The organism is Polynucleobacter sphagniphilus (genome assembly GCF_001953355.1).
In the GTDB taxonomy this organism is placed as follows: domain Bacteria; phylum Pseudomonadota; class Gammaproteobacteria; order Burkholderiales; family Burkholderiaceae; genus Polynucleobacter; species Polynucleobacter sphagniphilus.
In genome coordinates this window covers 145970-158425 of sequence record NZ_MPIY01000003.1, presented here as the reverse complement: position 1 = coordinate 158425, position 12456 = coordinate 145970, and the positions used below count along the sequence as shown (strand labels likewise).

The window sequence follows — 12456 nt, the reverse complement described above, 5'->3', positions numbered from 1 at the left end:
CTTCGTGCTGATGTGCGCTTATTGAAACTCTGGCACTATTAAGGCTTTAAATTTCGCTCTAAATTTTGCCAACTTTGGCGCTACAACTGCCATGCAGTAACCCTGACCTGGGTTTTGACGGAAATAATCCTGATGGTAGTCCTCAGCAGGATAAATAGTGGGTGCCGCATCTATTTGAGTAACGACTGGAGTTGCATAGATTCCGGAAGCATCTAATTCTTTGACCACTTCATGTGCAATTTGATATTGCGCTTCACTGTGCGTAAAGATCACAGAACGATACTGTGTACCCCGATCATGGCCTTGGTAATTGAGCGTGGTTGGATCATGAATCACAAAAAAGATCTCTAGTAAATCCCGAAACGAAATCACCCCTGGATCAAAGTAGATGTCCACAATTTCAGCGTGACCAGTTACGCCAGTACAAACCGATTCATAACTGGGATTCGGCCTGGCACCACCTGCGTAGCCTGAAATCACAGCTTTTACCCCAGTAATTTGCTGATAAACAGCTTCCAGGCACCAAAAACAGCCCCCACCTAGGGTGGCACGCTCTAAGACAGCATCGTTTTTATTCATAGTCTCGTTCATAGCTTTATCCTAATGCCTTATTCAATCGTTTGCTTAACACCGAAATAACCCCATGAATCGCCTGACGCTCCAACTTGATGAAATTAAAGCCGCTTTTAATGCAGAGCCCAATCCTACTTTAGAGGTTCGATTGGAGCGGATTGCTCGCATCCAAAAAATGATTGAGGCCAATGAGGAAAAAATCTGCAAAGCAGTGAGCGCTGATTTTGGGGTTCGGCATCAGGTTGAAACCAGCTTGGCAGAATTTCAGATGATTTACCAAGCGTGCAAATACACGCGCCAACACCTGAAAGAGTGGATGAAGCCAGAACTGAAGTCTGCGCCCTTCACTATGGGTTCCTCATATGCATGGATCATGAAACAATCTATTGGAGTAGTAGGCATCATCAGCCCCTGGAACTACCCCATTCAATTGGCTTTGATTCCAGCGATTGCCGCCTTTGCTGCTGGCAATCGCGTTTGGCTCAAACCATCCGAGCGCTGTTCGCGCACCTCCGGCTTTTTGGCTAACCTCATTAACGAATACTTTCACCCCAGTGAATTTAGCGTCACCACTGGTGATGCCGAAGTTGCAGAAGCATTTGCGCAATTACCTTTTGATCACCTCTTCTTTACTGGCTCAGAGAATATTGGGAAAAAAGTGATGCGTGCCGCAGCTGAGAGCTTGACACCAGTTACTCTGGAGCTGGGTGGTAAGTCTCCAGCAGTCGTGGATCCCTCAGCCAATTTGAAGGATGCAGCCCGAAGCATTATCTATGGCAAGCTTTTTAATGGTGGACAAACCTGCATTGCTCCAGACTATATTTTGATTGGACAAAATCAGCTTGAAGTTTTTATTATAGAGTTACGAGCTGCAGCAAAAGCGCTCTTCTCCAATCCAGAAGAATTAACAGGTCCAATTGATGATTCGCAATTGCAGCGCTGGGAATTCCTAGTCAATGATGCTGTTCAACGAGGGGCGCAAGTGATTACCCTGCTCGATGCTGATCCTAGCGGCCTTAGACGATTTACACCCGTCGCTCTACTCAACACCCCACAAGATGCAGCAGCCCTTCAGGAAGAATTGTTTGGACCCATTCTTCCCATTGTGATTGCTCAAGATGCCAACGCTGCAATCAACTACATCCATTCCAAACCCAATCCTCTTGCCTTATATTGGTTCGGAAGAGATCAGAAAGCCATGGAGCGCATCCTCAATGAAACCCGCTCTGGCGGTGTCACTGTCAATGACACTCTGTTGCATGTAGCAGTTGAAGAATTGCCTTTTGGAGGCATTGGAGCGAGCGGTATGGGTGCTTATCATGGCAAAGCGGGCTTCGATACTTTTAGTCACAGCAAATCGATTTTGGAGGCAAGAGGACTGTTTGGCCTGAATTTCTTGCGCGCCACTAAATTAGTTCGCCCACCTTATGGCAAGGGCACAGAGCGATTGCTGCGCTGGCTGAAGTAATCTTGATCTATTTGGGACTTTCTTTCAATTAATACAGATTAATCGAGGATAACCCTTGTAATCCAAGCTTCAAAATGCCATAATGAGGGGCTTTTTTAAAGCAATTTGATTCATCGCCCCCCAGCTATATTTCAGCGTACCGTTTAGAAGCCATAAACACCGAAGTTCAAAAAACGCGCTGCCGCCTGTCTGATGGTCGATGCCTTTGACCATCGCACCCTATAAAAAACAATGGGTGCAACATACGGAGACATCCCTCAAAGGGGATGTGTAATAGCATGACTTTTTCTAAAGAAACCAATCACGAGTCCACGGACTCAAAAAACACAGACACGGCCTTTCAGTCTTTCAAGCTGGCAGCGCCACTTCTTAAAAACGTTGCTGAGCTGGGTTATACCCAAGCTACTGCCGTGCAAGCTCAGGTTATTCCTGCCGCGCTTGCTGGTGGTGACTTATTGGTCAGCAGTCAAACCGGTAGCGGTAAAACCGCAGCCTTTTTATTGCCTTTAATTAATCAACTAATCGAAGACAACCCAAACAACTCACCTGTTCCAGGTCGCGCTCAACCCAAGGTGTTGGTACTCTGCCCTACCCGTGAATTGGCACAACAGGTTACAGCCGATGCGGTGAACTTAGTTCGCGGCTTTAAAGGCATTCGCATTGCAACTGTGATGGGTGGCATGCCTTACGGCAAGCAAATTCAGGCCATCAAAGGTGCATCCCTCGTTGTTGCAACCCCAGGTCGTTTGCTCGACTTGTGCGACAGTAAAGCAATTCGCTTAGATGATGTAAAACAACTCGTAATTGATGAAGCCGATCGTATGCTCGATATGGGATTTGCTGATGATCTCGAGGCAATTGATAAACGCTGTGCTGGCCGCACGCAAACTTTGATGTTCTCTGCCACTTTTGCACCAAAGATTATGTCTTTGGCAAATGAGTTAACTTCAAACGCCAAACGGATTGAACTAGCTCACGCAGGTGAGAAACATGCGAACATCGAGCAAAAATTGCATTGGGCTGATAGCGTCTCACACAAGCATAAATTGCTAGAGCACATTTTGGCAGATGCCACTTTGGATCAAGCGGTGATCTTTGCTAGCACTCAAGTTGAGAGCGAAAAAATTGCTGATACATTGCGTGCCAATGGTTACGAAGCAACCGCACTGCATGGCGCAATGCCTCAAGCTGTGCGTATGCGTCGCCTTGAGTCACTGCGTAAAGGCCACACCAAAATTTTAGTTGCGACTGATGTAGCTGCTCGTGGTATTGATGTACCTCGTATTACTCACGTGATTAACTTTGGTTTACCAATGAAGCCTGAAGACTATACGCACCGCATTGGTAGAACGGGACGTGCTGGTCGTAGCGGAGTAGCAGTGACCCTCGTTGAGCATCGTGATCGCGCTAAGATCAGGAACATTGAACGCTTTACACAGCAAGATATTGTTGCTTCAGTCATTGCCGGCCTTGAGCCACAAGCCAAGCCTAGTTTTGGTGGTGGCGGTGGTCGTCCTGGTGGCGGTCGTCCAGGCGGTGGCAATCGCTCTGGTGGTGGCGGTCGTTACGGTTCAGGCGCACGTTCAGAGTCTCGCTCTGGTGGTGGTCGCTCAGACGGCAATCATTTTGCAGCGCGCTCATCTGAGCCACGCCCTGCTGGTGACTCACGTCCAGGCAATCGCTTCGGTGATTCACGCCCTGCGCGTTCTGCTGACTCACGTCCAGCACGCTCCGGGGATTCGCGTCCATCCGCTGGTCCGCGTTTTGCGAAACCAAAAACAGGTGGTCAACGTAGAAACTTTAGCGGTAGCTAACATTGACTCACCGTCGTCGCCTCCGTTCTTTTTGGAATCGAGTCGATTCCGGTGGGATTCATCAAGCGCCACGCGAGTGGCAGTCTTGGCTAAGTGATACCGGATCATTAACTCAACAAATTGAGCGAGCCATTTACCAAAAAACTAGAAGTTTTGGTTTTAAACGATGGTCGACAAGATCTAAATAGCGACGAAAGTCGCTATTTTCATTTCAAGATCAAGCGCTGTCGGATACGCGAGGTTTTACTCTGTGCTAATGGAGAAGCCCTTGTAATGGCGCGCAGCATCATCCCCACCCCAAGCTTGAGCGGCAGCAATCAATCTGTCTTACGTTTAGGCACTAAACCTTTGGGCGCCGTACTGTTTGCAAAGTCGCGAACAAGTACCAAGAAAAAAGCGCTTCGTAAAATTGCTTTTCTAGAAAAAAAGAGATTGTTTTTGGAGGATCTGCCAAAAAAAGTATCCCTCCCTAGCCACACCGGTCTGGTCAAGGCGGACCCTTTACAAGCTAAAGGGGCATCCACTACTGGTGAGTGAAGTATTTTTACCGGCGCTGCTTAATTATTAAGCCATTTTTTGCTGGCGGCAATCAAAGCTTCATCACCCGGATCGCATCCTAGCACCCGACCAAAACCGACGTCTTTAGCTGCTTGCGCAATATTAATGTGAGGACACAGGGCTGTTGCAGCACCTAAATCCTGATGCAGGTGCGATTTGATTGCTGCACCCAAATAACGCACCGCCTCTGAGGAAGTTAAAAGCCAGAGTGACTGCGCCATATCTAAATCACCAATAGCAGCCCAAGCGGGGCTTTCAATATCCAAAGGGGTGCGGGTGTAGACAGAGATTGCTTGAACGCTTGCTCCAGCATCCTTTAGTGTATCGGCCAGCCAATCCCTCCCGCCATCACCCTTAAAAATCACCACCTTACGTCCCACCCAATGAGGGTAGAGTAATTGCAGTTCTGCCCATAAACCTTCAGAGTCCCATTGCTTATTTTGTCGAGGAAAAATAATTGGGGTAGGCGCAGCTTCATGGCCAATACCATGATCAACGAGTGCAGCGTGACTACTGCCACCCATTACTCCAATAGGAACGATGGCTTTTGATATCGCTTGCCAACCACCCCCGATTAAACGCATGACACAATCAATTGCATTTGGACTCACAAAAATAGCTAAATCAGCATCCTGCAAGGCCTCTAGAATTTGATCGCCTAAGTCTTTACTTGCTTTGGGCGCAATCGTTAATAAAGGCAGGGATAGGATCTGAGTAGTAGCCCCTTGAAACTGCCCTCGCATCGCTTCTATTAATTGAGTAGCCTGCCCTACTGGCCTGGTCACTACAATGGTTTTAGTACCCATGTGAGACGCCTAATTTAGCCGGGTAAGCCATGGGGCAATAATTTGGCCGCACCCTGTCCGATCAAATCTTGCGCCACTGCTAAACCCAATGCCTCAGCATCCGCAACGGTCTTGACCATAGCGCTTGAGCGTGCCATGCAGGCAGCCTTGCCATCAATGCTAGCCACAAAAGAACGAATCTCCATTTGATTTTGATTCCAGGTGGCATGGGCCGCTAGAGGCACTTCGCATGACCCGCCCAATTGACGGGAAACCATGCGTTCAGCAGAAACTGCTAACAAGGTAGGTAAATCATTGAGGGGAGCAAGCCAATGCTTGATCTGGGGGTGTGCGCTCAACATCTCAATTCCTAGGGCGCCCTGGCCCGCTGCTGGGGTATAGGGGTCATAAGGTAAATAAGCTCTAATGCGACTCTCTAGGCCCAAACGCTTTAAACCAGCGGCCGCCAAAATGATGGCTTGATACTCGCCACGATCTAATTTACCCATACGGGTATCTAAATTGCCCCTCAAGGGTTCAATCTTTAAGTGAGGGAAACGTGAGCGCAGAACGGACTCACGCCTCAGGCTGGAGGTACCCACCACCGCTCCCGCAGGTAAATCTTCCAAGCTGGCATAGTCATTTGATACAAATGCATCCCTGGCATCCTCACGCGCCATCACGCAGGCAAGTTCAAAGCCCTCAGGCATGATCATTGGGACATCTTTGAGGGAATGTACCGCCAAATCGGCGCGACCATCCTCTAAGGCGGCTTCTAGCTCTTTCACAAACAAGCCTTTGCCACCCACTTTTGAGAGCGCTTTGTCCAAAATTTGGTCGCCACGGGTGGTCATCCCCAAAATTTGCACGTCACATGCAGGATAGAGACTTTTTAGACAATCTCGGACGTGTTCGGCCTGCCACATGGCTAGACGACTCTCACGAGAGGCAATGACGAGACGACTTGGGGGAGAAACGGGGGTTTGCGACATAGCATTTAAAATGATCATTGAATTACACCAATATACTGTGTTTATGAGCTCATCTAAAAATTCCTTAGCCAACAAAGCCCAAGCCTGGTCGGCTCGCTTTGCTGAACCCGTCACTGAATTAGTCCAGCGTTATACCGCCTCCATTGGCTTTGATCAACGCTTTGCCTTGGTTGACATTGCAGGGTCTTTAGCCCACGCACAAATGCTAGCGAATCAGAAAATTATTAGCAACCAGGATCTGGCTGATATCCAAGGTGGTATGGCTCAAATTTTGGCTGAAATTGAAGCTGGTCAATTCAATTGGCAACTCGCCCTAGAAGATGTTCATCTCAATATTGAGGCGCGCTTAACAGAATTAGTGGGTGATGCTGGCAAACGCCTGCACACTGGCCGATCACGCAATGACCAAGTGGCGACTGATTTACGCCTGTGGTTGCGTGCTAGCGTAGACGAAATTGCAACTAGTCTAAAAACTTTGCGCACCGCCCTCCTCGATCTTGCTGAAAAACATGCGGGCACGATCATGCCAGGACATACGCACCTGCAAGTAGCGCAACCTATCACCTTTGGCCATCACCTCATGGCCTATTTTGAAATGTTTAGTCGTGATGCAAGCCGCTTAAGTGATTTGCGCGCTCGCTTTAATCGCCTTCCACTCGGTGCAGCGGCATTAGCAGGCACCAGCTATCCGATTGACCGCGAGCAAGTAGCGCAGGCCTTGGGATTTGATGGCATTTGCAATAACTCACTCGATGCCGTATCGGATCGAGATTTTGCAATTGAGTTTTGTGCCTTTGCTTCGATATTGATGATGCACGTATCACGTCTATCTGAAGAATTGGTTCTGTGGCTGAGCCCGCGTTTTGGCTTCATTGATTTACCAGATCGCTTCTGTACTGGTAGCTCCATCATGCCGCAAAAGAAAAATCCAGATGTACCAGAGCTCGCACGCGGTAAAACAGGTCGCGTCTATGGAGATCTCATCTCTTTATTAACGCTGATGAAGAGTCAGCCCCTTGCCTACAACAAAGACAACCAGGAAGACAAAGAACCTTTGTTTGATGCGGTTGATACCGTGCAAGACACCTTACGTATTTTTGCCGACATGGTGCCCCATATTGAGGTGAAAGCCGCAGTCATGAAAGCTGCGGCTGAAGAAGGATTTGCTACCGCTACCGACCTAGCTGATTATCTCGTTAAGAAGGGACTAGCCTTTCGCGATGCACACGAAGCCGTTGCTCACGCTGTTAAGGCCTGTGTTGGCAGAAACTGCATGTTGACAGACCTGAGTCTTGCTGAACTTCGGTTTGCATGTGGTCTAGATAATCGCCCAGAGCTATTGGGTGATGATGTATTTGCACTACTCACAGTTGATGGCTCAGTGCAATCCCGTGCCCATGCTGGCGGAACTGCGCCCAGTCAAGTACTAGCAGCCGTTAAGCAGGGGCGCATTAGCTTGTAAGGCGCTCGAACCACTTAGAAAAAAGCCCAAGACGTGATTGCCTTGGGCTTTTTTAATGGGATTACAGCTACGAAGAGAATGCAATGACTCTAAGCACGCACACAATCGACGTAATACTCGGCGTGACCATCCACTTCAGCTTTTACCAAGCCATGAATGTCAGTTTCAAATCCAGGAAACTGGGTATTAAAATCACGCGCAAAGTAGAGGTAGTCAATAATGCGTTTGTTAAAACGCTCACCAGGAATGAGCAACGGAATACCTGGAGGATATGGCGTCACTAGCATAGCGGTAACACGCCCCTCCAATTGATCCAAAGGTACGCGGTCAACCTCTTTATGAGCCATCTTTGCCCATGCCTCAGCAGGCATCATGGCTGGAACCATATCTGAGGTATACATCTCAGTGGTCATGCGGGCTACATCACGGCCTTTATAGAACTCATGAATCTGCTGACAAATATCCTTCAAACCAACGCGCTCATAGCGCGGATGCTTCGCCACAAACTCTGGAAGCACTTTCCATAGAGGGGCATTCTTATCAAAGTGATCTTTAAATTGCTGTAACTCAGTTACCAAGGTATTCCAACGTCCCTTGGTAATACCAATCGTGAACATAATGAAGAAAGAATACAAACCGCATTTTTCAACGATCACACCATGCTCAGCCAAGTATTTAGTCACAATGCTTGCTGGAATACCCATCGAGCCAAAGTTACCCTCAATATCTAAGCCAGGTGTAACAACCGTTGCTTTAATGGGGTCAAGCATATTAAAGCCTTGGGCCACGCCGCCAAAGTCATGCCAGTTAGCATTCGGTTCCAGCACCCAATCAGAACGCTCACCAATACCCTCTTCAGCAAGGTGATCCGGACCCCACACCTTGAACCACCAATCTGCTCCAAACTTATCATCCACCTCACGCATCGCGCGGCGGAAGTCCATTGCCTCAGCAATCGACTCCTCAACCAAGGTAGTGCCTCCAGGAGATTCCATCATGGCAGCCGATACGTCACATGAAGCAATAATGGCGTACTGCGGGCTGGTAGAGGTGTGCATCAAATACGCTTCATTGAAGCAATCTCGATCGAGCTTAGTATCTTCAGCATCTTGTACTAAGACTTGCGAAGCTTGTGAGAGCCCTGCCAGCAACTTATGAGTTGACTGAGTGGCAAACATTAAACTTTTCTTGGTACGTTTGCGATCAGAGCCAATCGCGTGCATATCCTTATAGAATGGATGAAAAGCAGCGTGCGGCAACCATGCCTCATCAAAATGCAAAGAATCCACTTTGCCATCAAGCATCTCTTTAATCATTTCGACGTTGTACACGATACCGTCATAGGTGCTTTGTGTCAGCGTCATCACACGCGGCACTACATTTTTATCCTTGATAAATGGATTAGCATCTATTTTCTTCTTGATGTTCTGCCATTCGAATTCTTCTTTTGGAATGGGGCCAATGATGCCGAGGTGATTGCGGGTCGGCATCAAGAAGATTGGAATCGCGCCCATCATCGTGATCGAATGAATGACTGACTTATGACAATTACGATCAACTAACACAACATCGCCAGGAGCAACGGTTGAGTGCCAAACAATCTTGTTTGAAGTAGAGGTTCCGTTTGTTACAAAGAATAAATGGTCGGCATTAAAGATGCGCGCAGCATTACGTTCACTTTGCAAAACTGGGCCAGTGTGATCTAGAAGTTGTCCTAATTCTTCGACGGCATTACAAACGTCAGCGCGGAGCATGTTCTCACCAAAGAATTGATGAAACATCCGCCCCACAGGGCTCTTTAAGAAAGCAACGCCGCCGGAGTGGCCAGGGCAGTGCCAAGAGTAAGAGCCTTCTGAAGCGTAATTTGTGAGTGCTCGAAAAAATGGTGGCGCCAAAGAGTCGAGATATACCTTGGCTTCACGAATAATATGGCGCGCCACGAATTCAGGGGTGTCTTCATTCATATGAATGAACCCATGCAACTCGCGCAAAATATCGTTTGGCATATGGCGTGATGTTCGGGTCTCACCATATAAGAAGATTGGAATATCTTCATTGCGTTTACGCACTTCAGTAATGAATGCGCGTAAATTATTGAGTGCCGGTAAATCATGGTCTTCTGAGTCAGAAACAAACTCTTCATCATCAATCGACACAATGAATGATGAGGCGCGAGAAGCCTGTTGGGCAAAAGAGGTCAGGTCACCATAACTGGTCAGACCAATGACTTCCATACCTTCGTGCTCAATGGCTTCTGCCAAGTCACGAATACCAGATCCGGAAATATTCTCGGAACGAAAATCCTCATCAATAATAATGATTGGGAAACGAAATTTCATAAAAACTCCCCTACTAATTTATCCGAAGAATTCGGAACCCACTTCTCAAAATTGGCCATATCAATTACCCGCTTACCCTGAGGCGAAACCGTGACTATATCGACAAACCTTGCATTTTGCTGCACATCCTTAGGCAAGTAAACATGGCGAGCATAGACTTGATTGGCAAGGCTCTCATGGTAACCAGTAAATGTGACCAATAAATGCCATTGATGATTAGCGCTTCCTGACATAAAGCACTCCAATAAGGGGCTAGCGCTATCGAGACTATGCATCGCTGTCCACATAATCGAAAAGACAGGGTTTTCAGCTCTACGCAGGGGTAATTCAATGGAGCGGTGGTAACGCTCACCCTCCGCAGTCATACTCTCGGAAACCAACCAAAGGCGTAACTGCGCCTCGACAATATGGGAGCGGCGCACGTTTGCAAGACGAAATTTAAAACTCTTCATGCCGTTATGCAAACCGACCACAGCAACCTTAGAAAAGTGCACCCCAGCAGTGGGCCGTGTAAAGCGTGCAAAAGCCAAACCCGTAGTTAAAGCGGAATAGACAATCCCAAAAAAAGCCTCGAAAGTAACAATAGAATTTGGCCAGTGACCGACCGGAGTCATCTGCCCATAGCCGATAGTCGACATCGTCTGCGCACTGAAGTAAAAAAGATCAATCAGAGAACCGGGCTCAGTATTGGTGATCGCGCCGACACCACAGGCAAGGTAAGCCAATGCAAATAAAACATTAGTACATAAATAAACGAGGACGACCAGTATTAGAAAGCGCGTCCAGGTAGTTCCAAGAAGCCAGTGATAGAAATTATTTTCAGGACGCGCGGTGGTTGATCGCGTTAATGTAGCTTGATATTCCTCAAGGTTAATCCGCTGATTGCGGTTACCAAAGTGAAATTCGTCCACTGCCGTGGAGACTTAAGTCTTCGGCAGGGTAACGCCCCGCTGACCCTGATACTTGCCACCACGGTCTTTGTAAGAGGTGCCGCAAACTTCATCACTCTCAAAGAACAATACTTGCGCACATCCCTCGCCAGCATAGATTTTTGCAGGTAGTGGTGTGGTGTTGGAAAACTCCAAAGTAACGTAACCCTCCCACTCTGGCTCGAAGGGTGTGACATTGACAATAATGCCGCAGCGGGCATAGGTGCTCTTCCCAACACAAACAGTTAGGACACTACGTGGAATCTTGAAATACTCAACTGTTCTAGCTAATGCAAATGAATTCGGGGGAATAATACAAACCGGTCCCTTGAAGTCGACAAAGGATTGTTCGTCAAAATTCTTTGGGTCAACAATTGTGCTGTTGATGTTGGTAAAGATTTTGAACTCGTCAGCACAGCGAATATCGTAGCCATAGCTAGAGGTGCCATAACTCACGATTTTTTGCCCAGAAGCATCCTGGCGGACTTGGCCAGGTTCAAAGGGGCTGATCATGCCTTGTTCGCCCATGCGGCGAATCCAGTGGTCGGATTTAATAGTCATACCCAAATTGTAAAACCTTCGCAGGTATTAGCTCAATAATTTGCACACTGAGGACATCTCTTTAAGAGGCAGAGCTAAAAACCACCCTCTGTGGCCCGTGATAGATTTCAAAATGCTTGCCAGAGCAACGCGAAAGAATCGTTAAATTGGTCTTGCGAGCCAATTCCAGACCCATTAAAGTCACTCCTGAACGGGTCATCAGAAATGGGACCCCCATTTGAGCGCCCTTAATAACCATTTCTGAAGTTAGACGCCCAGTGGTGAAGAAGATCAAATCTCTACCTGCTTTATTAGCAAGCCACATCAAGCCAGAAATAGAGTCAACGGCATTATGGCGACCAACATCCTCAATAAAATACAAAAGGCGAACTTGACCTTCACCAGCCCGCTCAAATACGGCACAGGCATGAACTGACCCTGATTTTTTATAAATGGTGTCATGAGTGCGAATAGCATCGATCAGACTCACAATCGCCTCTTGGCTTAACTGGGGGCCATCCGGCAGGGAAATATCTGAAATCTCATCAATGAGCCCCCCAAACATAGTGCCCTGCCCGCAACCGGTAGTAACCACCCTTTTACTAGTAAGCGCATCGATATCAACAGTACTGCGACGCGTCTTCACTGCAGCAGATTCCGTTTCCCAATCCACTTGAATGCTCTCTATATCATCCGGAGACTCAACTAGGCGCTGATTACGCAAATATCCCAAAACCAGAGCCTCAGGGGCGCTCCCTAAGGTCATCAGGGTCACCACCTCACGCTTATCCAGATAAATAGTTAAAGGACGCTCCCCTGGAATAAAGGTCGTTTTATGGCGCCCGAGCTCATCAATCACCTCGACTTCGTGCACAAGCGGGATGGAGGCATGAGACAGGGTGATATTTGGTGCTACAGCCATGATGCGCTTTCTTTTAGAGGGCTCAGTTTAATTTAAACAAGGTATTGTCGAGGGTTTACTTTAACCGCAGTCTA

11 protein-coding genes are annotated in these 12456 nt (G+C 47.7%); 4 read left to right on the top strand and 7 right to left on the bottom strand.

Going from position 1 to position 12456, the window contains the following annotated elements:
- Positions 1-18: 18 nt before the first annotated feature.
- On the bottom strand, positions 19-591 hold the full coding sequence (gene msrA, locus BOQ04_RS04470; RefSeq protein WP_076023576.1) for a peptide-methionine (S)-S-oxide reductase MsrA: 573 nt from the start codon (positions 589-591) through the stop codon (positions 19-21).
- A 52-nt stretch (positions 592-643) separates the two neighbouring features.
- Here msrA and BOQ04_RS04465 point away from each other — a divergent pair, with 52 nt between their 5' ends.
- The 3 genes from BOQ04_RS04465 to BOQ04_RS04455 all read left to right on the top strand — a co-directional run bounded on the left by BOQ04_RS04465 (position 644) and on the right by BOQ04_RS04455 (position 4392).
- Positions 644-2041, top strand: a complete 1398-nt coding sequence (locus BOQ04_RS04465) for a coniferyl aldehyde dehydrogenase (protein WP_076023575.1) — start codon at positions 644-646, stop codon at positions 2039-2041.
- A gap of 278 nt (positions 2042-2319) precedes the next feature.
- Positions 2320-3855 (top strand): DEAD/DEAH box helicase, encoded by a 1536-nt coding sequence (locus BOQ04_RS04460; RefSeq protein WP_076023574.1) that lies wholly within the window; start codon positions 2320-2322, stop codon positions 3853-3855.
- 120 nt (positions 3856-3975) lie between these two features.
- Positions 3976-4392, top strand: a complete 417-nt coding sequence (locus tag BOQ04_RS04455) for a chorismate--pyruvate lyase family protein (protein WP_198929282.1) — start codon at positions 3976-3978, stop codon at positions 4390-4392.
- Positions 4393-4412: 20 nt separating this feature from the next.
- On the opposite strand, the gene BOQ04_RS04450 is transcribed toward BOQ04_RS04455, so the two are convergent.
- Together BOQ04_RS04450 and hemC are read right to left on the bottom strand one after the other, a co-directional pair.
- Entirely contained in the window at positions 4413-5219 is an 807-nt protein-coding gene (locus BOQ04_RS04450; RefSeq protein WP_076023573.1) for a uroporphyrinogen-III synthase, read from the bottom strand.
- Positions 5220-5233: 14 nt separating this feature from the next.
- Positions 5234-6190, bottom strand: a complete 957-nt coding sequence (gene hemC / locus BOQ04_RS04445; protein ID WP_076023837.1) for a hydroxymethylbilane synthase — start codon at positions 6188-6190, stop codon at positions 5234-5236.
- 43 nt (positions 6191-6233) lie between these two features.
- On the opposite strand from hemC, the gene argH reads away from it, so the two are divergent.
- Complete coding sequence (gene argH, locus BOQ04_RS04440) at positions 6234-7652, top strand: argininosuccinate lyase (protein WP_076023836.1); 1419 nt, start codon at positions 6234-6236, stop codon at positions 7650-7652.
- 89 nt (positions 7653-7741) lie between these two features.
- Here the strand turns inward: argH and BOQ04_RS04435 are convergent, their stop codons facing one another.
- The 4 genes from BOQ04_RS04435 to BOQ04_RS04420 all read right to left on the bottom strand — a co-directional run bounded on the left by BOQ04_RS04435 (position 7742) and on the right by BOQ04_RS04420 (position 12382).
- Positions 7742-9991 carry an arginine/lysine/ornithine decarboxylase gene (locus tag BOQ04_RS04435; protein WP_076023572.1) on the bottom strand — a complete coding sequence of 750 codons (2250 nt, stop codon included), beginning with the start codon at positions 9989-9991 and terminating at the stop codon, positions 7742-7744.
- Positions 9988-10902, bottom strand: a complete 915-nt coding sequence (locus BOQ04_RS04430) for an ion channel (RefSeq protein WP_076023571.1) — start codon at positions 10900-10902, stop codon at positions 9988-9990. Before BOQ04_RS04430 ends, BOQ04_RS04435 begins: the two co-directional genes overlap by 4 nt.
- 12 nt (positions 10903-10914) lie before the next feature.
- Complete coding sequence (dcd, locus tag BOQ04_RS04425; RefSeq protein ID WP_076023570.1) at positions 10915-11481, bottom strand: dCTP deaminase; 567 nt, start codon at positions 11479-11481, stop codon at positions 10915-10917.
- Between the two features lie 61 nt (positions 11482-11542).
- Positions 11543-12382 carry a formate dehydrogenase accessory sulfurtransferase FdhD gene (locus BOQ04_RS04420; protein ID WP_076023569.1) on the bottom strand — a complete coding sequence of 280 codons (840 nt, stop codon included), beginning with the start codon at positions 12380-12382 and terminating at the stop codon, positions 11543-11545.
- Positions 12383-12456 lie beyond the last annotated feature (74 nt).

Coding starts and splice junctions, on each gene's coding strand:
- msrA (WP_076023576.1), bottom strand. CDS start 591: ATGAACGAGACTATGAATAAAAACGATGCTGTCTTAGAGCGTGCCACC.
- BOQ04_RS04465 (WP_076023575.1), top strand. CDS start 644: ATGAATCGCCTGACGCTCCAACTTGATGAAATTAAAGCCGCTTTTAAT.
- BOQ04_RS04460 (WP_076023574.1), top strand. CDS start 2,320: ATGACTTTTTCTAAAGAAACCAATCACGAGTCCACGGACTCAAAAAAC.
- BOQ04_RS04450 (WP_076023573.1), bottom strand. CDS start 5,219: ATGGGTACTAAAACCATTGTAGTGACCAGGCCAGTAGGGCAGGCTACT.
- hemC (WP_076023837.1), bottom strand. CDS start 6,190: ATGTCGCAAACCCCCGTTTCTCCCCCAAGTCGTCTCGTCATTGCCTCT.
- argH (WP_076023836.1), top strand. CDS start 6,234: ATGAGCTCATCTAAAAATTCCTTAGCCAACAAAGCCCAAGCCTGGTCG.
- BOQ04_RS04435 (WP_076023572.1), bottom strand. CDS start 9,991: ATGAAATTTCGTTTCCCAATCATTATTATTGATGAGGATTTTCGTTCC.
- dcd (WP_076023570.1), bottom strand. CDS start 11,481: ATGACTATTAAATCCGACCACTGGATTCGCCGCATGGGCGAACAAGGC.
- BOQ04_RS04420 (WP_076023569.1), bottom strand. CDS start 12,382: ATGGCTGTAGCACCAAATATCACCCTGTCTCATGCCTCCATCCCGCTT.